This is a genomic window from Streptomyces scopuliridis RB72 (genome assembly GCF_000718095.1).
In the GTDB taxonomy this organism is placed as follows: Bacteria; Actinomycetota; Actinomycetes; order Streptomycetales; family Streptomycetaceae; genus Streptomyces; species Streptomyces scopuliridis.
In genome coordinates this window covers 250,991-270,610 of the sequence record NZ_JOEI01000018.1, presented here as the reverse complement: position 1 = coordinate 270,610, position 19,620 = coordinate 250,991, and the positions used below count along the sequence as shown (strand labels likewise).

The following is a 19,620-nucleotide window of genomic DNA, read 5'->3' as shown; positions in this document are numbered from 1 at the left end:
CGGGAGCGCGAAGACGCCCAGGGGCGTGAGCCGGCTGCCAGGTCCTGTCCGGTCGATCTTCGTGGATCAGCCCGCGGCAGTCTGGCGCAGGGGGTACCCCCGTGCCCTTAAGGCCACGGGAGAGCATCGCAAGGCGGAGGATCGGCGTTGTGGATGGCCCGGCCGTGCTTGGGCGACTCCGGCAACGCGGCGAGGTGCGGCCCGCCGCGGCAGCGGCTCATGTCACTGCGGCGTCACGGGCCCACGAAGATCGGCCGGACAGGGCCTGGCCGCGACCGGGCGCGGCGCCGTGCGCTACCGCCGTGCCGTGCTGTCGCTGGCCGCGATGGTGACCCTGCTGTGCGCACTGGCCGGTTACGACGTCGCGGCCCGGCTGGTCAGCGGCGGCTTCGTCCCCGAGTCCGCGCCCTCCGCCCAAGCCCTCAGGGCCATGGAGGACTTCGGCGGCGGCGCCCCCGGCTTCGTACTGCTCGCGCGCGCCGAGGGCGGCGTCGACACACCCGGCGCCCGGCGCGCCGGGGAGCGGCTGGTCTCCCGGCTGCTCGCCGACAGCCGGGTCAGCGGGGTGGACTCCTACTGGACCGGCGCCGTACGCGGGGGCCGTCCCGCGCCGCCCAGGACGGACGTGACCGACGCGTCCGCGCTGACCCGGGCGCTGCGCACACCGGACGGGCACACCGCCGTGGCGCTCGTACGGCTGCGGGGCGGCGCCGGTGAGGTACGTGCCGCGGTGGACCGGCTGCTGCCCGACGTCACCGGCGATCAGGGTCCGCTGAAGGTCGGCGTGACCGGGCAGGCAGCGGCGCTCAGAGACCTGGAGTCGCAGAGCGAACGCGATCTGCGTACGGCCGAACTCCTCGCCGCCCCCGCCGTGTTGCTTCTGCTGCTCTGGGCCTTCGGAAGTCTGTGGGCGGCCCTGCTGCCGCTGGCCGTCGGTGCGGTGGCGGTCGCCGGCGCGCTGGCGGTGCTGCGCGCGCTGACGGAGGTGACGGACGTGTCGGTGTTCGCGCTGAACCTCACCACCGCCGTGGGTCTGGCGATGGCCGTCGACTACAGCCTGTTCCTGGTGGCCCGTTACCGCGAGGAACGCGCCGGCGGCACCCCGCATGACGACGCGCTGCACCGGATGATGATCACGGGCGGGCGCACCGTCGTCGTCTCCGCGGCCGTCGTCGGGGCCGCCCTGACCGGTCTGCTGCTCTTCCCGCTGTACTTTCTGCGCTCCCTCGCCTGGGCGGGCCTCGCGGTCGTGGCGCTGGCCGCCGCGGCGTCGCTCCTGCTGGTCCCCGCCGCGCTGGCCTGTCTGGGCGAACGCCGGGCGGGCACCGACTGGTTCGCGCGGCGGCGGCTGCGCGGAGCGCCGGAGGACGGGCGCTGGTACCGGCTGGCGACCGCGGCCATGCGGCGTCCGCTGGTGGTCACGGTCGGGGTCGTCCTGATCCTGGCCGCGCTCGCGCTGCCGTTCCAACGCGCCGTCTTCGGGCTCAGCGACGAACGCGTACTCCCCGCCACCGCGCCCGTGGCCACAACGGCGCGCGCCCTACAGGCGGAGCTGCCCTCGGTCGCCGCCTCCTCCCTCGATGTGGTGCTGCCGCACTGGCGGGCCGACGGCTCCCCGGAGCGCCTGGCCGCGCTGGACGATTACGCCCGGCGGCTGTCCGCGCTGCCCGGAGCGGACGGGGTGCGCACCGTCACCGGTCTCTACGCGTCGGGACGCCCCCTGCTGAGCTGCCCCGCCCGGCCCGGCGATCCCGCCATGTCCCGTGCCACCTGCGCCGATCTCGCCGGCCGCCATCGCGCGGCGGCCGGGACCTGGGTCGCCGTGAACGGCCCCGTGGCGGCCTACGGCCCCGCGAGTACACGGCTGGCCCATGCCGTACGCGAGACCGGTGCCCCCGCCGGACCCCGCCTCGCCGGTCCCGCGGCGGAGCTGGCCGACATCAAGGCCGCCCTCGCCCAACGGCTGCCCTACGCGGCGGTGTTGGTCACCCTCTGCACCCTGGCCCTGCTCGCGCTGTTCACCCGTAGCCTCTTCCTGCCCGTCAAGGCGCTGCTGATGAATCTGCTCAGCCTCACGGCGACCGCCGGAGGCATGGTCTGGATCTTCCAGGAGGGCCATCTGCGCTTCCTGACCGGTGATTTCACGGTCACGGGCACCACCGATCTACTGACCCCGATGGTCGCGGTCTGTCTGGCCTTCGGGCTCTCCATGGACTACGAGGTCCTCCTGCTCTCCCGGATCGGCGAGGCCCATGCCCGTACGCGCGACACGGTCCGGGCCACGGCGGCCGGACTCCAGGCGGCGGCGCCGCTGTTCACCGCCTCGGCCGGTGTCGTCATCGCCGTCCTGCTCGCCCTGGCCGCCGCGGACATCACGGTGATCAAGCTCATCGGGGTGACCGTCGCGCTGTCCCTTCTCATCGACGCCCTGCTGATCCGTCCGCTGCTGGTTCCGGCGGTGATGGCACTGGCGGGGCCGGTCAACTGGTGGCTGCCGAAGGGGATCCGCCGCCGGTCCCCCGCCCCGGCCGCGCGCCCGCTCGCGCCCGTGAAACCCACCGCGGAAGCAGCCGCCGAACCCGCCACCGAGCCCACGGCCGGACCCGCCACCCGGGTGGGAGGCCGCCGATGACCCCGCTCCCCCCGCCCCGGGTCACCGCCACCCCGCTGCTCGGCGGCCCGCTGCCCGCCGCCGCGCTGCACGCCCTCGCGACCAGGGGCAGCGGGCCCGTCAGCGAGGTACGGAGCCTGCTGACCGGCAGGCCGGCCGCGACCGTGCCGCACTCCACGCCCGCCGATGTGTTCGCGGCGATCGCCACCGCGACCGACGCGCAGCGCGTCTGGGCCCGGCGTCCGGAGCGCGACCGCCGCGCCGCCCTGGCCCGGCTGGACCGCTGGATCGCCCGGCACCGTACGTACCTCGGTGAGCTGCTGGCCCATGGCTCCGGTCTGTGCGGCACGGACACGGCGGACGAACTGCGCGCCGCGGAACGCGCCCTGCGCCCCGGCCGCCGTTCGGTCCCGCCGCGCGTACGCGAACTCCCGCGCACCCGTGGTGTGCCGCACGCCCGTGGTGTGCCCCTCGTCCGCGAACTGCCCCGGCGGCGACCCGCCACGACCGTCGCCACGCACACCGACGACAGCAGGCCGCTCGCCTCGCTGCTCGAAGCCGCCGTACCCGCGCTCCTCGACGGCAGCGCCGTCCTCAGCCATGTCTCCCCACGCGCCGCCGTGCTCGCCGCGCGACTGTGCGCGGCGGCGGTCGCGGCCGGTCTTCCCGCCGGGATCTGGCGGCTGGTCATCGCCCCGCCCGGCTCGCCGACCGCCGCGGTCCTCGACGAACACGCGGAGACGGTGATCCCGCCCTGCTGCCCGGCGCCCTGCCCGGGAGCGCGCCGGCCGGGCCTGCTGGTGGTACGGCACGACGCCCGGCTGCGTACGGCCGTCGCGCAGGCCGGCCGCGCCTGCTTCTCCCGGGCGGGGCAGGGCTGTACGGCCGCGCCGATCGTCGCCGTACACGACACGCACCACGCCACGTTCCAGCGGCGGCTCGCCAACCTGGCCGCCCATCTGCCGGCGGGCGGCGCACCGGGCGCGCGGTCCTCCGCCCTGTCCTCGCTCCCGGGGAGCGGTCCCTGCGCGGACTTCGCGCGCTTCGCGCGGAGCATCGCCCACGACGCCCGGCTCCATCCCGTACTCACCGGCGGACACCGTCCGGACCTCGCCCCGTACGTGCACGAACCCGTCGTCGCCAGGACCGCGCCGGGCCCGGGACCCGGTCCGCTACCGGATCCGGCGCTGCTCGCCGCCATCCCTCCGGGACCGCTCGCGCTCGTCGTCCGCTACACCCACTGGTCCGACGTCCTCGCGCTCGCCCACCACACCGGCCGGCACGCCACCCTGATCACGAACGGCCGGTCCGCCCACCTCGCTACCCAGTTCGCGGGGCTGCCGGCCGATGACATCCGCTAGGGCCCCGGGACCTCGAACCGCAGCACGAGGTGAGTGTCATGGCGCGGGTGGTGCGGATCGGGGTACCAGCCGTGCCGGGCGTAGAAGGACTGGGCGCGCGTGTTGTGTTCGTACACCTCAAGCCGTGCCGTACCGGCTCCGGCGCGCTGCCAGGCCGCGACGCACGCGCTGTGCAGCGCGCTGCCGATGCCGCGGCGCCACCGCGCCGGAGCGACGTGGAGCTGGGTGAGCGTCATGACGCCCTCGACCGGACTGTACGCGGCGATGCCCGCGAGCCCGGAGTCGTCCACGGCACAGAGCACCGCCGCGTCCGGGTCGGCCCCGGCGAGGGCCCGCGTCCAGCCCGCGCGGGTACGGGCGCGCTCGGCCGGGCCGTCGTAGTCGTCCTCCGGCAGCCGGCCGCGGTAGTACGTGGCACGGGCCTCGGCGTGCAGAACCGCGATGGCGTCGAGGTCGTCGGGCACCGCGGCCCTGATCACCGGAAGGCTCGGAGGGAAGCTCATGGAGAGGGGGACGCGCCCGGGGCGGCGGCCGGTTGCGCCCCTGAGGCCGCGGGCGGCGGAATCTCAGCTGCCGTCCCGCGCGTCCGCGAGCCCTTCCGGCCGGAAGACGATCCTGTCGTACGTCACCGCGCATCCCTCGCCCGTGGGTGATTGCGCCAGGAAGCCGACGCGCGCCGCCACGGCCTGCTCGGGCGTGCCCAGCGTGAAGACGCGGACGAAGGTCCACCGCTCGCCGTCCGGGGAGGCGTGGAAGGCGAACGCCCGGCCGGTGCGGCTGATCCGCAGCCAGTAGCTGTCGCCGTCCACCACAAAGGAGTTGGCGTCGTCGGAGTGCCCACGGGTGACGACCGTGCAGATCGTCGGACGCTCCGGTGACAGCTCCAGACAGAGCTTGGCCCAGTGCTGTGCGTCGGCCTCCAGAGCGAGCACGCCCGCGTCGAAGGCGGCGGCGAAGCCGACCCTGACACGGGCGATCAGCTGGAAGTCGCCGTCCGGGGCGCCGAGCAGGCGTGGCGCGTCGGAGGCCGGCTCCAGGGACGCGCCCGACGGTGGTACGAAGCGGTCCTGGCGGGCGCCCGCCCGGCCGGTGAGCGCTCCGTCCGCGTAGCGCCACGCGCCCTCGGGGCCGTACGCCCGCAGCGGGAACGGCAGTTCCGGCAGGTCGATCGTCTGGTCACTCATGTACTCGGCTCACAGTGCTCGGCTCGCAGTGCTCGGCTCTCGGTTGTCAGTTCTCCGGACGGCCGTCCACCCGGCGCGGCAGGTCCAGGGGGTTGTCGTCGCGCAGTTCCGCCGGGAGCAGCGCGGCCGGGGTCGACTGGTACGAGACCGGGCGCAGCCAGCGCTCGATCGCCGTGGCGCCGACCGAGGTGGAGGTGGAGGTGGTCGCCGGGTAGGGACCGCCGTGGTGCTGCGCGGGGGCGACGGCGACACCGGTCGGCCAGCCGTTGACCAGGACGCGCCCGGCCAGCGGGGTCAGTTCCGCGAGCAGCTGGGCGGCGCCCGGCGCGGTCCCGTCGGCCTCCTCCTCGGCGAGCTGGAGGGTGGCGGTGAGATTGCCGGGGAGCCGGGAGAGTACCGATGTGATCTCGGCCGGGGAGCTGTAGCGCGCGACGACGGTCACCGGACCGAAGCACTCCTCCAGCAGCAGATCGTGCGCACCCTCGGTGGCGAGCAGTTCCGCGTCCACGGTCAGGAAGCCCGCGCTGACGGTGTGTTCGCCGCCGGCGCCGGGGGTGATCGGGGCGTCCACGCCGGGCAGCGCGGCCCGTTCGCGTACGCCCGCGACGAAGGCGTCCCGCATCCGGTGGTCGAGCATCACTCCGGGCTCGGTCTCGCTGACGGCCGTCGTCAGGGACTTCACCAGCCGGTCGCCCGGCTCACCGGCCGGCGCCAGGACGAAACCGGGCTTGGTGCAGAACTGCCCCTCCCCCAGGGTCATCGAGCCGGCCAGCCCCGCACCGATCTGCTCGGCGCGCTCGGCCGCGGCGGCCTCGGTGATCACGACGGGGTTGAGGGAGCCCAGCTCGCCGTGGAAGGGGATGGGCGTGGGCCGGGCGGCGGCGGCGTCGAAGAGGGCGCGTCCACCGCGGATGGAACCGGTGAAGCCGGCCGCCGACACCAGCGGGTGCCGTACGAGCTCGACGCCCGCCTCGAAGCCGTGCACCAGATTCACCACGTCCTCGGGCAGCCCCACTTCGGCGGCGGCCCTGCGCAGCACGGACGCGCACAGTTCGGAGGTGGCGGGGTGGTCCGGGTGCGCCTTGACGACCACGGGGCAGCCGGCCGCGAGCGCGCTCGCGGTGTCGCCGCCGGGCACGGAGAAGGCGAGTGGGAAGTTGCTGGCGGAGTAGACGGCGACGACCCCGAGCGGCACCTTCCAGCGGCGCAGATCGGGCCAGGGCGGGGTGCGGTCGGCGTCGGCGTGGTCGATGCGTACGTCGAGGAAGGCGCCCTCGTCGACGACCTCCGCGAAGGCCCGCAGCTGGGCGGTGGTACGGGCGAGCTCGCCGGTGAGCCGGACGGGGCCGAGCGCGGTCTCCGCGTCCGCGGCCTCGATGACGTGCTCCCCCGCCTCGTCGAGCAGATCGGCCGCCGTACGGAGCAGGGCGGCGCGCGCGGTACGGTCGGCGAGCGCGGCCCGCGCGGCGTGCGCGCCGCGTACCGCGCGGTCGACCTCCTCCGCCGTGGCCTCGTGCGCGACCTGCTCGCGCTGCTTCCCTGTTCGGGGGTCGACACTCCAGACTGGTGCTGCTGCCACCGCGACTTTCCTTCCCGACGTACCGACTACCGACTACCGACTACCGATGTACAGACGTACAGACCGACCGGGCGAGCGAGCGACGTGACGGACCGCTGCCACCTCTCGGGACTTGTTCGGTATTCTGAACAGAGTTCCTGATGGTGAATCGTTAAGGACTCTATTTCCGCGCGTTCCGTGTGGTCAAGAGTGGTCAGGAGAGCAAGTCAAGTGGGCGAGAAGGGGCGAGGGACGATGTCGACCGCGGAGACCGGTGGCGCACAAGTGAAGTCCGCCGTGCGGACGGTGGAACTGCTGGAGTACTTCGCGGGACGCCCCGGCATGCACTCGCTCGCCGCCGTCCAGGAGGCGGTCGGCTACCCCAAGTCCAGCCTCTACATGCTGCTGCGCACGCTCGTGGAACTGGGCTGGGTGGAGACGGACGCGACGGGCACGCGGTACGGCATCGGCGTACGGGCCCTGCTGGTCGGCACCTCGTACATCGACGGTGACGAGGTCGTCGCCGCCGCCCGCCCCACGCTGGACCGGCTCTCCGACGACACCAGCGAGACCATCCACCTCGCGCGGCTCGACGGCACGAACGTCGTCTATCTCGCCACTCGCCAGTCCCAGCACTATCTGCGGCCCTTCACCCGCGTCGGCCGCCGGCTGCCCGCGCACTCCACCTCACTCGGCAAGGCGCTGCTGGCGACCCACAGCGACGAGCAGGTGCGCAAGCTGCTGCCGGAGACCCTGCCCGCCCTGACCGAGCACACCATCACCGACCGCGAGAAGCTCATCGAGGAGCTGCACACCGTACGCGAGCAGGGGTACGCGGTGGACCGCGAGGAGAACACGCTCGGGCTGCGCTGCTTCGGTATCGCGATCCCGTACCGTACGCCGGCGCGCGACGCGATCAGCTGCTCGGTGCCGGTGGCCCGGCTCACCCCCGGGCACGAACAGATGATCAAGGACACGCTGTTCGACGCGCGCGACCGGCTCACGCTCGCCACCCGGCGGCTCTGAACCGGCCGGGGCCCCGGGCCCGGCCGGCCCCGCCGACCGCCCGACCGGCGCCCGGATGAGGAATTCCTGAGAAGCGAGCGGGGCGGGAACGCCGCCCCCGCCGCCGCTCGTCCCTCATATGGGATGAACAAGACGATCAGACACACGGCGGTCATCTGTCTGCTACTGGTGCTCGCCCTGCTGGTGCGGGCCACCTGGGTGCAGGCGTACGAGGCCAGGGCCCTCGCGGACGACAAGCACAACCGGCGGAACATCATGGCGCAGTACGCGCAGCCGCTCGGTGACATCATCGTGGCCGGCTCGCCGGTCACGGGCTCCAGAAGGACGGCGAGCGGCGATCTGGCGTACGAGCGCACGTACACGGACGGCGCGCTCTACGCACCCGTCACCGGCTACAGCTCACAGGCGTACGGCTCCACCCAGCTGGAGGGCATCTACTCCGGCGTCCTGGACGGCACGGACAGCCGGCTGAAGAACCCGCTGGACGCGATCATGGGCAAGCAGACCGCGCCGGGCGACGTACTGACCACGATCGACCCCGCCGTACAGGAGGCCGGATACCGCGCGCTGGGCGGCAAGAAGGGCGCGGCCGTGGCGATCGACCCGGTGACCGGCCGGGTGCTCGGAGTGGTCAGCACCCCCTCGTACGACCCCACGAAGATCAGCGGGACCACGGACGGCGACGCCTGGAAGCAGCTGACCGGGGACGCGGCGAAGCCGATGGTCAACCGCGCCCTGCGGCAGCCGCTGCCGCCGGGCTCGACGTTCAAGCTGGTGGTCGCCGCGGCGGCGCTGGAGGACGGTCTATACAGCTCGGTCGACGAACGGACCGACAGCCCCGATCCGTACACGCTGCCCGCCACGACCACCGTCCTGCGCAACGAGAACAGCTCCGCGCCGTGCGAGAACGCCACCATCCACACCGCGCTCGCCTACTCCTGCAACACCGTCTTCGCGAAGATGGCCGACGAACTCGGCCAAGACAAGGTCCGCGCCATGGCGGAGAAGTTCGGCTTCGACGACGCCACGCAGGAGATGCCGGTGCGCGCCTCGGAGAGCGTGTATCCGTCCGGCATGGACCGGGCGCAGACGGCGCTGACGGGGATCGGCCAGTTCGATGTGACCGCGACCCCGCTCCAGATGGCCATGGTCTCGGCGGCCCTGGCCAATGACGGGCTGCTCGCGGCGCCGCACATGGTGTCGAAGGTGGTGGACGCGAGCGGGAACACCCTCCAGTCGTACCGGGACGGCGATACGAAGCGGATCGTCTCCTCGTCGACGGCCGAGCAGCTGCGCAGCGCGATGGTGACGGTCGTCCAGGACGGCACGGGGACGAACGCGCGGATCGACGGCGCCGAGGTGGGCGGCAAGACGGGCACCGCGCAGCACGGCGTGGACAACGTCAACACGCCGTACGCCTGGTTCACCTCGTACGCGAAGGACTCGTCCACCGGCAAGCAGGTGGCGGTGGCGGTCGTCGTGGAGGACTCGGGCGCGGCGCGTTCGGAGGTCAGCGGGAACGGTCTGGCCGCGCCGATCGCGCAGAAGATGATGGCGGCGGCGCTGAACTGACCGGGCGCCCCGGCCGCGCGGGGCATGACGCACGGCCGGGGGAACGGGGGCCGTTACGCGCTCTGGGCGGCCGCCTCCTCCGCCGTGAGCCGCGGCCGGCCCGCGCCCGCCGCGCGCTTGGCGCCCGGCCCGGAGGCCGCCGGGGCCGCGGGATCGGCGGGACGGCGGGTGTGCCAGTCGGTCACCGCCTGGTAGGCGGCCGCGACCTCCAGCAGCCGGTCCTCCTCGTAAGGCGCGCCGCCGAGGATGACCCCGGAGGGAAGCCCCGCCGTGAACCCGATGGGGAAGGCGATCTCCGGCAGTCCGAGGATGTCGAACGGCACGGGTCCCGTCTGGAGCAGCACGTCGCAGCGGGACAGGACGCCGTCGAGGACCTCGCGGAGCAGATGGTTCTTGGCCCGCTGCGCCGTGATCCACTCGTCGCCGGAGAGCATCAGGCCCTGGAGCCAGCTGAGCAGCGAGACACCGAACAGGGCCGGGTCCTCGCGCAGCCAGTGCCGGAACGGTTCCGTCCGCTCGGACAGCCGCGCGTCGTTGAACATGCCGGTCAGCAGCGGCCAGTCAGCCGGATAGGTGATGTCGACCAGCGTCACGCCTGAGATGGCGTCGATGCGGTCGAGGAACGCCTTGCGCACCTCCGTCGCGGAGTTGAGGAAGTCCGCGGGCACCCCGATCCGGGTGGCCCTGCGCATCCTTACGGCGCCGCCCCGCCCGGCCACGGGGGTCGCGGCCCGTACGAGATCGGGGAGGCCGGGCAGCCCGAGCGTGCGCGGATCGTGCGCGTCGGGCCCCGCCATCACGGCGAGCATCAGCGCCGCGTCCATCGCGTCGCGCGCCAGCGGTCCCGGATGGTCCCGGGTGTACGACAGGGGGATCACGCCGTACGCGGAGACCCGGCCCATGGTGGGCTTCAGCCCGGTGAGGTTCTGCCGGTTGGAGGGCAGGACGATGGATCCGCCCGTCTGCGTGCCGATGGAGGACGAGGCCATCCGGCCGGCGACGGCGCAGGCGGGGCCGGTGGAAGAACCGCCCGGATCGGTGGCCGGGTTGTCCGGCGTCCACGCGTTGACGGTGGTGACCGTCCCGTTCGGGGTGGTCGCGCGGGTGGTGGCGAGCGGGCCCATCTGGCCCTTGCCCAGCACGATGCCGCCCGCGGCGGTGAGCCGGGCGACCGCGGTGGCGTCGTGGTTGGGGACGAAGTCCGCGAAGATAAGGGAGTTGCAGCGCGTCGGCACACCGCGCGTGAAGTAGTTGTCCTTGACGCAGAGCGGGATGCCGCTCAGCACCCCGCGCCGCCCGCCGCTCCGGTCGGCCGCGCGCGCCGCGGCCAGCGCGGTCTCGCCGGTCACCTCGGCGTACGCCTGATAGGTGGAGTCGTAGGTCCCGATACGGTCGAGATACGCCTCGACGAGGGCGGTGGACGTCAGCTTGCGGCGACTCATCAGGACCGCGGCCTCGGCGAGGGTCGCCTCGGTGGGGTCGCGGCGCGCCGCGTCGCGCACCTCGATGCCGGCCGCGTCGAGATCGGGGACGTACGGCTCGGGACTCCTGGAGCTCTTGGAACTCACGGGGGAGACGGCGGCGGCGGGCGGTGCGAGGGCGGTGCCGCTCACGACAGCGCCCGTCACGGCCGCCGAACCGGCCAGGAAGATCCGGCGGTTGACGGCGCGGCTCATCGTGCGTCCGCCTTTCCGGTCCATGCCTCGGTGATCGACGGATAGAGCAGTGGCGGCGCGGCCTGCTGCGCGTACGCGGCGGCCGGCGCCCCGCTCACCGGCGGCGCCCAGCCCGCTATGGCCCCGGGGACCGTGGCGACGAAGGACCGCAGCGAACGCAGCGCCTGGTCGCGGGTGGGCACGCCGGTCGCGGGGTCCGGCTGCGTGGGCAGCAGATCGAGATCGACGCCGGCCAGCGCCAGTCTGGTCCGTATGTAGGCGTCCAACTGCTCCTGTGTGGGTGGCTGAGGCTGGCTCAACAGAACCTCCGGGATGCGCATGCCGTGCGGGGGGTGCAGCCCGGACTTCATCAGCCATCGATGACTGCCCCATTGAGCACGTGCTTCACGGGCGTTACGGAGAACGCTCAGGCCCCCGCCGGGCCGGAGCCGCTCCGAGCACTCCTAAGGCTCTTTCCGCGCCCGGGAGTAGGGCGAAATCACGATGTGCCGGCCAGGTCCTCAGGGGCCACTCTGGCGCCCGTACAGAGGCGTACGGGACGGGTGCCGCGAGGCGGAAGGGGCCGGTGGGGCAGTGGGATTGGGCGGGGGAGGTCTCGGGAGCGTGCTGCGGGACCGTAACGCGGGGCTGTATCTGGCGGGTGTCGTCGTCTCCGGTTTCGGTACGTCCGCGATGTGGCTGGCGGCCGGGATCTGGACCAAGTCGCTGACGGGCTCGGACAGTCTGGCCGCGCTCACGGTCTTCGCGCTGTGGGCGCCCGCGCTGGCAGGACCCCTGCTGGGGACGGTCGCCGACCGGGTGCGCCGGCGGCCCCTGCTGATCGGCTGCAACCTCGCCATGGCGGCGCTGCTGCCGCTGCTGCTCGCCGTCGACTCGGCGGACCGTGTCTGGATCCTGTTCTGTGTGCTGTTCGTCCATGGCGCGAGCGGTGTTCTCCAGGACGCGGCGGAATCGGCTCTGGTCGCGACAGCGATCGATCCCCGGCTGCTCGGCGACTTCAACGGGCTGCGGATGACGGCCAACGAGGGCATGAAGCTGCTGGCGCCGCTCGCGGGAGCCGCGCTCTTCGCCCGGTTCGGCGGCGGCTCCGTGGCGCTGCTCGACGCGGCGACCTTCGCCGTGGCCGCCGGGCTCTTCGCGGCGATGCGCGTACGGGAGGAGAAGCCGGGACCGGACCCCGCAGGCCGGGTGTCGGACCTGTCCGAGGGCGTCCGTCGGCTGCGCGACTCGTCGGCCGTACGGCCGCTCGTGCTGGCGGCGTCGGCGACGATGCTGCTCGCCGGGCTCAACGGCGCGGCCATCTACGCGGTCGTCGACCGCGGCCTCGGCCACTCCCCCACGTACGTGGGGGTGCTGTACGCGGTCCAGGGCGCCGGGTCCGTACTGACCGGGCTGGTGGCGGGCCCGCTGCTGCGGCGGCTGCCGGAGCGGATGTTCGCCGCCGCCGGTATCGCGCTGTTCGCGCTGGCCGTCGGGGCGCGGGCGCTGCCGTACGACGCGGTGGTGCTGGCGAGCGCCGCCGGGGTCGGCATCGGGCTGCCGTGTGTGCTGATCGCGGCGCTGACGGCGGTGCAGCGCGAGATCCCGGCCCCGGTACTCGGCCGTACGGCGGCCACCGCCAACACGCTGATGTACGTGCCCAACGCGCTGGCGCTGGCGCTCGGCGCGGGTCTGATCGCGCTGGCCGGCCCGGCCGTACTGCTGCCGGTGACCGGGGCGGCCGGGCTGCTCACCGCACTGGCCCTGGCCGCCCCCGGTCACACGCGGAAGAGGATCCCCCGGCCCCGTCCGCCCGGCTAGGCCCTGTCCGGCCGATCTTCGCGGGCCCGCGACGCCTGGCACCGCACCTCGCCGCGTTGTCGGAGTCGCCCAAGTACGTCCAGTACACGGGCGATCCTCCGCCTTGCGATGCACGGCACCAGACGCCGCGGCCTGATCCGCGAAGATCGACCGGACAGGACCTAGCCGGCTAGGTCACCGAGGTCTGACAGCGCCTTCGTGACGGCCTTCAGATCCGCGTCCGAGGCCAGTCCCGCGTGGTACAGCCGCAGTTCGGTCGCCCCGAGCGCCTTCGCTCGCGCCGCGTCGTCGGCGAGAGCGGCCGGGGCTCCGCCCATGCCGGTGACAACCGTGAAGTTCGCGGCCAGGACGGACGCTTCGGTGGCGTGACCCGCGAACGGGCGCAGCATCGTCTCCGCCGCACCCCCGGTGCAGGGCAGGACGACCCCGTCCGCGACCCCGAGGATGTGCGCCGGGTCCACCCCGGCGTTGGCGCCGACACGGTACGACGCCGGGTCGGCGTGCAGCAGCACCTGGAAGCCGGGCCCGGCCGCCGCCCGTACAGCCGCGACCGCCCGCTCCTGGAGCGTACGGGCGACCGAGCCGCGCCACTCGGCGGTGACGGCGGCGAGCTCCACGCCGAGGAGCTTCTCGACCGCGGACCAGCCCGCCTCGGCGGAGCCGGTGGCCCAGACGGGCCCCAGGGCGCGCCGTACGGCGGCGTTCAGTTCGCCGGGCGGGACCCCGAGGCCCGCGTATCCCTCCCGGCAGTCGGCGCAGAAGCAGAGCGACATCAGGTACTGCGCCGCGTCGCCGAGGCCGACGCCGGCGATCTTGTCGTGGGCGTGCAGATGCGGGAGCCCGTACCAGCCGCAGGACTCCAGCTCGGTGCCGCTCGCGCCGGGCCGTACGGCGGCCTCGGCCGCCAGCTCCACCAGATACGCGCCGACCGCGGGCCGGGCGATACAGGGCGCCCAGGGGTAGCGGTCGCCGTAGGCGTTCACCACGGAGGTGTCGGGACGCTCGGCGCCGAGGCGGGAGTTGTGCGCGAGAACGACCCAGCTGTGCACGTCGAGACCGGCGTCCGCCAGGGCCGCCGCGGCCTCGCCGTACGCGTCGCCGGGCGCCCAGGACCCGGCGGGGTAGGGACGCAGCTCGTGGCGCGCCCAGCGGGCGTCGTCCATCGGGTAGAGGACGGCGGCGTGTTCGGCGGTGACGACGCGGTGGCGCGGGTGGCGCGGGGTCAGCGCGCGGGTGGAGTGGTAGGCGGAGGCGAGGGTGACCTGCCGGACGCCGAGGTCCGCGATCCTGGCGGGGGCGTCCGGGTCGCCCACCACGTCCCAGGGGTAGAGGAAGGCCGAGGTCTTCACGCGGCGCCGCCCCGCGTACCCGTACCGGTCCCGGCGCCCGCGCCGTCCGGATCCTCGCTCGGGCCCTCGTCCGGGGAATCGCTCCCGTCCTCGCTTCCCTCGTCGCTCCGCAGCACCGCCCGGCCCCGCTCGATGATCTCGGCCAGCTCCTTGATGTGCGCGGGCTGCGGCTCGCTCAGCGGCGGCCGTACCTCCCCGACGTCCAGTCCGCCCAGCCGGACGCCCGCCTTGACGAGCGAGACGGCGTATCCGCGTCCCTTGCCGCGCAGTTCGACCAGGGGGCGGTAGAAACCGTCCAGCAGGCGGTTCACGGTCGTGTCGTCGCCGGTGGTCAGGGCCCGGTGGAAGGCGAGCGCGATCTCGGGGACGAAGCAGAAGACGGCGGAGGAGTAGAGGGTGACGCCGATGCCCCGGTAGGCGAGACCGGTGAGTTCGGCGGTGGGCAGGCCGTTGAAGTAGAGGAAGTCGCGGTCCGGCTCCTCCGTGCGTACGGCGCTGATGATGCGCTGCATCAGTTCGAGGTCGCCGTATCCGTCCTTGAGCCCGGCGATGCCGTCCACGCGGGCGAGTTCGATGACGGTCTCGGGGGTGAAGACGGCGTTGTCGCGCTGGTAGACGATCGTCTCCAGCGAGGTGGCGCCCGCCAGCGCGGTGTAGTGGCGCAGCAGCCCCTCCTGGTCGGCGACGACCAGATAGGGCGGCATCGCGAGCAGTCCGTCCGCGCCCGCCTCCTCGGCGATCCGCGCGTACTGGACGGCGAGCGCCGTGCCGTAGCCGGCGCCGGCCACGACCGGGACGCGGCCCGCGGTCTCCTCGACGGCCGCGTTCACGCAGGCGCCGAACTCCTCCGGGGTGAGGGCGTGGAACTCGCCGGTGCCGCAGCAGGCGAAGACGGCGGCGGCTCCCGCGGCGACGCCTTGGCCGACATGCGCGCGGTACGCGTCGAGGTCGAGCGCGCCGTCGGGCCCGTACGCGGTGACGGGGAAGAACAGTGGCCCGGCCACGTGAGTCAGGCGGGCGGCGAGCGGGGCTGAGGTCACGGGCGCTCCCTGGGCCATGCGTCGAGCGGCGACCGCTCGTGCACAATTATGATCGATGTCCATATCCCTGAACAACGCCACGCTAGGGCAGTCGCGCGCCGCGGGTCAAGACGGAAAACCGCAACCCAGAGGCGGATTCCCGCACTCCGAGCGACACTTGACGGTGCTCCGCCCCACTCTCTAGTTTGTCCACGCATGTGAATTCCATTTATGGATCTGAGCCCGAATCCGTGTGCCCGGTTCCGAGCCGCGAGGAGATCTCCCCCATGCCCGCACCCCGCACTGTCCTGCTCACCGGCGCCGCCGGCGGCCTCGGCACCCTGATGCGGGGCCTGCTGCCCGCGTACGGCTACGAGCTGCGGCTCTTCGACGCCACCCCCATCGAGGGCGAGCCCGACGCCATCACCGCCGATCTCGCGGACAAGGAGGCGCTGCGCGAGGCCGTCCAGGGGGTCGACGCGATCATCCATCTCGCGGGCATCTCGCTGGAATCCACCTTCGACAAGATCCTGCGCGCGAACATCGAGGGAACGTACAACCTGTACGAGGCGGCGCGCACCGAGGGCGTCGGGCGGACGGTCTTCGCCTCCAGCAACCACGCGATCGGGTTCACACCGCGCCCGCAGGGGGACGACCCGCTGATCCCGGTCGAGACCCCGCGCCGCCCCGACACGTTCTACGGCCTCTCCAAGTGCTTCGGCGAGGACCTGGCGCAGCTCTACTGGGACCTGCACGGCATGGAGACCGTCTCCGTACGGATCGGTTCCTGCTTCCTGGAGCCCAACTCGGTCCGGATGCTCTCCGTCTGGCTGAGCCCCGGCGACTGCGCCCGGCTCTTCCACGCCGCCCTCACCGCCGAGGGAGTCGGCCACAGCGTCGTCTACGGCTCCTCCGCCAACACCCGGCTGTGGTGGGACCTCACGAGCGCGCGGGCGCTGGGATACGAACCGCAGGACGACTCGGAGCAGTTCGCCGAGAAGCTCATCGCGGAACAGGGCGAACTCGACCCGGACAACCGGGACCACGCCTTCCTGGGCGGCACGTTCGCCACCAACCCGCCGCGCTGGCCCTACTGAGGTCCGGACCCCGTCGTCCGGGGACCCAGATCAGCCGCGGCCCCGATCATCCGCGACCCCGATCGTCCGTGGACTCGATCGGCGGAAGGTAAGGGAACGGCAAAGCGGGGTCGTTCGTTACGTCTGGCATGACAGCTATGACCCCCGGCTCGAACATCCCTCTTCCCACCGCCCATGTGGCGGTGGACGTCGCCGCTCCCGTGCGGCTCGACGTATCGGGCCTGCTGCTCACCGCCGACGGCAAGGTGCGCTCAGACGACGACTTCATCTTCTACAACCAGCCGGCGGGCCCCGGCGTGAGCTACCGCTCCGGCGGTGGCACGGCGCCCGACGCGATCGTCGTCGACACCAGCGCCGTGCCCGCCGGCATCGAGAAGATCGTCGTCACGGCGAGCCCGGACGCGGCGGGGCAGAGCTTCCAGGGCATCGAGCCCACGGCCACGATCCGCGACGCGGGCAGCGGCGGCGCGCTGGCCACGTTCACGCCGCCGCAGCTCGGCGCCGAGACCGCCCTGGTGATCGTGGAGATCTATCTGCGTAACGGGGCGTGGAAGGTCCGCGCGGTCGGCCAGGGGTACGCCAACGGGCTGGCCGGGATCGCCACCGACTTCGGCGTGTCCGTGGAGGAGCCCGCCCCGGCCGCGGCCCCTGTAGCGGCCCCGGCACCCCCGGCGCCCGTCCGTGCCCACGCGGGGGCCGACCCGCGGATCGCCGCCCCGCCCGTCCCGGCCGCCCCGCCCGCCGCTCCCCCGGCCCCCGCCGCCGCGCCCGGCAGCGGCAAGATCAATCTGGACAAGGGCAAGGTCAGCCTCCAGAAGAACCAGACGGTGTCGCTGGTCAAGGGCGGCCGGCCGCTGCTCACCCAGGTCAAGATGGGCCTCGGCTGGGAGCCGGCGTACCGCGGCAAGGACATCGACCTCGACGCGTCCGTGATCGCCTACGGTCCGAACCGCAACCATCTGGACAGCTGCTACTTCGGCAAGCTCTCCATCCTCAACGGGGCGATCAAGCACTCCGGCGACAACCTCACGGGCGAGGGCGCGGGTGACGACGAGGTGATCGTCGTGGATCTCGGCCGGATCCCCGCCGAGGCGACCGGCCTGGTCTTCACGGTCAACTCCTTCACCGGCCAGAAGTTCACCGAGGTCGCCAAGGCGTACTGCCGGCTGATCGACGCGGCCACGGACGAGGAGCTGGTGCGCTTCGATCTGACCAGCGCCGAGCCGCAGACCGGCGTGATGATGGCGAAGCTGATCCGCCAGTTCTCCGGCGAGTGGGAAATGACCGGTCTGGGCGAGTTCGTCAAGTCCCGTACGGTCCGGGGCATGGTCAAGCCCGCCGCGAAGATCCTCTGACCGGCGCTCCGGGCCGCCCCCGGAGGGCGGCGCGTGGGCGGGTGGCACGATGCCCCCGCGCCGTCGCGGGTCCTGAGGGTCCGCGGCGGCCCGGGGGCACGGCCTCCAAGCTCCCGGTTCGGGACTTCAGAGCTTGGTCAGCTTGGCGAAGGGGCTCAGGATCCTCCCCTGTCGCCCCGAGAAATCGATGAGCACGGCATGTTCGCCCTCGACTCCGATGACTCTTCCCAACCCGAACTGATCGTGCGAGACACGGTCTCCCACATCGAACTGCTCGGGCGGGGGTGAGGCCGGGGCCTGGCGGTTGAAGGGACTGGACGGCAGGTGGCGCCGGGATCCGGCTGACTTTGTCATTACTTTGAGTATGCGCCCAAGGAGCCCCGACGCGCCATGCCCGACCACCGACGGGCGCCCGGATCACCCCTTCCAGGGCCAGCGGGCGTCCCGTCCCGCCTCCAGCAGCGGGACCATCCTGAAGGCCGCGTCGGTCAGCCCGCCGAACGTGTGCCGATCGGCCTCACCGGACGGACCGTGCCCGGTCCGGTACCCCGCGAGGTTCCAGGTATAGACCGGGACACCGGCCCGGACCTGCGCGGCCGGGCCGCCCCGGGAGCTGTACGCGGCCTGCTCGTCGGTGACGATGAGCACCCGGTCATGGCTCCGGTAGTGGGTACGGACCGCCTCGGCCGTATTCGTACCGCCGAGGTCGCCGAAGCGTTCCAGCACCTTCAGCACGGACTCGCCCCGCCGGTAGGTCACCGGGGCGCTGCGCGTACCGAACTCCACGAGATCGGCGTCCGCCGCCCGCATCGCCACGGCCGTACCGAAGATCGCCGCGGCGTCCGCGCGGTTCAGCTCGGAGCGGTCGGAGAGCGGGGACCACATCGAACCCGAACGGTCGACCAGGATCAGCGACCGCCCGCGCAGCGAGGGCACGTTGGCCAGCGAGTGGCCGAGCGCCCGCTCCAGCGGATACGACCAGCGCAGCGACGGCGCGTGCTGGTAGGCGGCGAGATAGCGGAACGGGAACTGCCGCGCCTTCGCGACCACTTCGGGATCCGCGATCTTCTCGGCCACCTGAGCGGCGACCTCGTCGCTGACACCCGCCTGATCGAAGTTCCGCAGGTTGCGCAGCAGGGCCATGGCGCCCATCGACGGAATGACGGCTTCCCAGGCAGCCGCGTCCATCGGCCCCTGGAGCCAGCCGGCCAGCGCCTCCCAGGTCATCCCCGCCTCGGCGAGCCGCGCCGCCCCGTCGGCGGCGGTGATCAGCGCGCGCCGCCGCTCGACCGGCACCTCCATCAGGGCCCGGTGGGCGGTGAGCGTACGGTTCGACAGCGGCGGAACAGCCGCCTGCGGGTGATGCCGGCGGTCGAGCGCGTAACGGAACAGCTCGCCCTGCCACGCCTTCGCCGGGTCGGGCGAGGCATGCACCAGATTGAGGATGTCGCCGAATCGATAACCCTTCGCGACGGTGTCGTACTTCAGCAGCGACTTTCCGTTGTAGAGCCGCCGGACGGCGTCCGCGATTCCGCGCTTGACGGGCTTGGGCACATTGCGGCCGTAGCGCGAGATCCAGTAACCGAGCAGTTCACCGGGCTCGTCCGCGCGCAGCAGAACGGAGTCGACGACCTGCCGGTTTCCCGGACCGTCCGTGGCGCCCGCGTCGAGCCGCGCCTTGACGTATTCGGCGGCGCCGACGATCGAGGCGGTACGCAGCTGCCCCTCACCGCGCAGCCAGCCGAGCAGCCCGGCGGTCCACTCCGGCTCCGCGACGGCGAGCTTCCGCACGAGCGCGCGGAACCGGTCGTCGCGCTCGTCGCCGGACTCGTAAGTCGTCTGCTGGGAAACGAAGTTGGCGACCGCGAGCAGGAACAGCTCCGACTTCGCGTCGCGCAGGACACCGTCGCCGCCCTCATGGGTACGGGCAGCGGCGATCGACCGTACGGGCGAAGCGGGACGGGCCTTGGCCGCACGGGTATTGAAGCGAGACATGAGAATTCCCCCGAATT

Annotated in this window: 16 protein-coding genes; 7 read left to right on the top strand and 9 right to left on the bottom strand. The window is 73.0% G+C overall.

Annotated features, from left to right (window positions below):
* The first annotated feature begins 289 nt into the window (after nucleotides 1-289).
* Complete coding sequence (locus IF11_RS0123660; RefSeq protein ID WP_051746152.1) at nucleotides 290-2,632, top strand: MMPL family transporter; 2,343 nt, start codon at nucleotides 290-292, stop codon at nucleotides 2,630-2,632.
* Nucleotides 2,629-3,972 (top strand): aldehyde dehydrogenase family protein, encoded by a 1,344-nt coding sequence (locus tag IF11_RS0123655; protein ID WP_030353714.1) that lies wholly within the window; start codon nucleotides 2,629-2,631, stop codon nucleotides 3,970-3,972. Before IF11_RS0123660 ends, IF11_RS0123655 begins: the two co-directional genes overlap by 4 nt.
* On the opposite strand, the gene IF11_RS0123650 is transcribed toward IF11_RS0123655, so the two are convergent.
* The 3 genes from IF11_RS0123650 to IF11_RS0123640 form a co-directional block, all read right to left on the bottom strand.
* Nucleotides 3,969-4,475, bottom strand: a complete 507-nt coding sequence (locus IF11_RS0123650) for a GNAT family N-acetyltransferase (RefSeq protein WP_240627716.1) — start codon at nucleotides 4,473-4,475, stop codon at nucleotides 3,969-3,971. The genes IF11_RS0123655 and IF11_RS0123650 overlap by 4 nt on opposite strands.
* Nucleotides 4,476-4,538: 63 nt before the next feature.
* A complete protein-coding gene (locus IF11_RS0123645; RefSeq protein WP_030353712.1) occupies nucleotides 4,539-5,156 on the bottom strand; it encodes a DUF1349 domain-containing protein in 618 nt (205 codons plus the stop codon).
* 46 nt (nucleotides 5,157-5,202) lie between these two features.
* Nucleotides 5,203-6,735 (bottom strand): aldehyde dehydrogenase (NADP(+)), encoded by a 1,533-nt coding sequence (locus IF11_RS0123640; RefSeq protein ID WP_030353711.1) that lies wholly within the window; start codon nucleotides 6,733-6,735, stop codon nucleotides 5,203-5,205.
* A 234-nt stretch (nucleotides 6,736-6,969) separates the two neighbouring features.
* On the opposite strand from IF11_RS0123640, the gene IF11_RS0123635 reads away from it, so the two are divergent.
* Together IF11_RS0123635 and IF11_RS0123630 are read left to right on the top strand one after the other, a co-directional pair.
* Nucleotides 6,970-7,740 carry an IclR family transcriptional regulator gene (locus IF11_RS0123635; protein ID WP_030353710.1) on the top strand — a complete coding sequence of 257 codons (771 nt, stop codon included), beginning with the start codon at nucleotides 6,970-6,972 and terminating at the stop codon, nucleotides 7,738-7,740.
* A 123-nt stretch (nucleotides 7,741-7,863) separates the two neighbouring features.
* The gene (locus IF11_RS0123630; RefSeq protein WP_030353709.1) at nucleotides 7,864-9,312 is read left to right on the top strand and encodes a peptidoglycan D,D-transpeptidase FtsI family protein; all 1,449 of its coding nucleotides are present in this window, start codon (nucleotides 7,864-7,866) and stop codon (nucleotides 9,310-9,312) included.
* Between the two features lie 53 nt (nucleotides 9,313-9,365).
* Here IF11_RS0123630 and IF11_RS0123625 read toward each other — a convergent pair whose 3' ends face one another.
* Together IF11_RS0123625 and IF11_RS0123620 are read right to left on the bottom strand one after the other, a co-directional pair.
* Nucleotides 9,366-10,988 carry an amidase gene (locus IF11_RS0123625; protein WP_211266757.1) on the bottom strand — a complete coding sequence of 541 codons (1,623 nt, stop codon included), beginning with the start codon at nucleotides 10,986-10,988 and terminating at the stop codon, nucleotides 9,366-9,368.
* Entirely contained in the window at nucleotides 10,985-11,287 is a 303-nt protein-coding gene (locus IF11_RS0123620; protein WP_206300726.1) for a hypothetical protein, read from the bottom strand. Before IF11_RS0123620 ends, IF11_RS0123625 begins: the two co-directional genes overlap by 4 nt.
* 304 nt (nucleotides 11,288-11,591) lie before the next feature.
* On the opposite strand from IF11_RS0123620, the gene IF11_RS0123615 reads away from it, so the two are divergent.
* Complete coding sequence (locus IF11_RS0123615) at nucleotides 11,592-12,788, top strand: MFS transporter (protein ID WP_420894624.1); 1,197 nt, start codon at nucleotides 11,592-11,594, stop codon at nucleotides 12,786-12,788.
* A 161-nt stretch (nucleotides 12,789-12,949) separates the two neighbouring features.
* On the opposite strand, the gene IF11_RS0123610 is transcribed toward IF11_RS0123615, so the two are convergent.
* Together IF11_RS0123610 and IF11_RS0123605 are read right to left on the bottom strand one after the other, a co-directional pair.
* Nucleotides 12,950-14,137, bottom strand: coding sequence for a hypothetical protein (locus IF11_RS0123610; protein WP_030353705.1), 1,188 nt, complete (start codon nucleotides 14,135-14,137; stop codon nucleotides 12,950-12,952).
* Nucleotides 14,134-15,177 carry a 5-dehydro-4-deoxyglucarate dehydratase gene (locus tag IF11_RS0123605; RefSeq protein ID WP_078490872.1) on the bottom strand — a complete coding sequence of 348 codons (1,044 nt, stop codon included), beginning with the start codon at nucleotides 15,175-15,177 and terminating at the stop codon, nucleotides 14,134-14,136. The genes IF11_RS0123610 and IF11_RS0123605 overlap by 4 nt, the downstream gene beginning before the upstream one ends.
* Nucleotides 15,178-15,443: 266 nt before the next feature.
* Here IF11_RS0123605 and IF11_RS0123600 point away from each other — a divergent pair, with 266 nt between their 5' ends.
* Both IF11_RS0123600 and IF11_RS0123595 read left to right on the top strand, forming a co-directional pair.
* Nucleotides 15,444-16,253: an NAD-dependent epimerase/dehydratase family protein gene (locus IF11_RS0123600; RefSeq protein ID WP_030353703.1), complete on the top strand. Its 810-nt coding sequence runs from the start codon at nucleotides 15,444-15,446 to the stop codon at nucleotides 16,251-16,253.
* A gap of 128 nt (nucleotides 16,254-16,381) precedes the next feature.
* Nucleotides 16,382-17,608 (top strand): TerD family protein, encoded by a 1,227-nt coding sequence (locus IF11_RS0123595; RefSeq protein ID WP_211266756.1) that lies wholly within the window; start codon nucleotides 16,382-16,384, stop codon nucleotides 17,606-17,608.
* 126 nt (nucleotides 17,609-17,734) lie between these two features.
* On the opposite strand, the gene IF11_RS39195 is transcribed toward IF11_RS0123595, so the two are convergent.
* Together IF11_RS39195 and IF11_RS0123585 are read right to left on the bottom strand one after the other, a co-directional pair.
* A complete protein-coding gene (locus tag IF11_RS39195; protein WP_078490871.1) occupies nucleotides 17,735-17,962 on the bottom strand; it encodes a hypothetical protein in 228 nt (75 codons plus the stop codon).
* Between the two features lie 63 nt (nucleotides 17,963-18,025).
* Complete coding sequence (locus tag IF11_RS0123585) at nucleotides 18,026-19,603, bottom strand: TROVE domain-containing protein (protein WP_030353701.1); 1,578 nt, start codon at nucleotides 19,601-19,603, stop codon at nucleotides 18,026-18,028.
* Nucleotides 19,604-19,620: the final 17 nt, after the last annotated feature.

What these genes read in the sequence shown, in the direction of transcription:
- IF11_RS0123650 (WP_240627716.1), bottom strand. Translation starts at nt 4,475, where the DNA reads ATGAGCTTCCCTCCGAGCCTTCCGGTGATCAGGGCCGCGGTGCCCGAC.
- IF11_RS0123630 (WP_030353709.1), top strand. Translation starts at nt 7,864, where the DNA reads ATGAACAAGACGATCAGACACACGGCGGTCATCTGTCTGCTACTGGTG.
- IF11_RS0123625 (WP_211266757.1), bottom strand. Translation starts at nt 10,988, where the DNA reads ATGAGCCGCGCCGTCAACCGCCGGATCTTCCTGGCCGGTTCGGCGGCC.
- IF11_RS0123600 (WP_030353703.1), top strand. Translation starts at nt 15,444, where the DNA reads ATGCCCGCACCCCGCACTGTCCTGCTCACCGGCGCCGCCGGCGGCCTC.
- IF11_RS0123595 (WP_211266756.1), top strand. Translation starts at nt 16,382, where the DNA reads ATGACAGCTATGACCCCCGGCTCGAACATCCCTCTTCCCACCGCCCAT.
- IF11_RS0123635 (WP_030353710.1), top strand. Translation starts at nt 6,970, where the DNA reads ATGTCGACCGCGGAGACCGGTGGCGCACAAGTGAAGTCCGCCGTGCGG.
- IF11_RS0123585 (WP_030353701.1), bottom strand. Translation starts at nt 19,603, where the DNA reads ATGTCTCGCTTCAATACCCGTGCGGCCAAGGCCCGTCCCGCTTCGCCC.
- IF11_RS39195 (WP_078490871.1), bottom strand. Translation starts at nt 17,962, where the DNA reads ATGACAAAGTCAGCCGGATCCCGGCGCCACCTGCCGTCCAGTCCCTTC.
- IF11_RS0123645 (WP_030353712.1), bottom strand. Translation starts at nt 5,156, where the DNA reads ATGAGTGACCAGACGATCGACCTGCCGGAACTGCCGTTCCCGCTGCGG.
- IF11_RS0123655 (WP_030353714.1), top strand. Translation starts at nt 2,629, where the DNA reads ATGACCCCGCTCCCCCCGCCCCGGGTCACCGCCACCCCGCTGCTCGGC.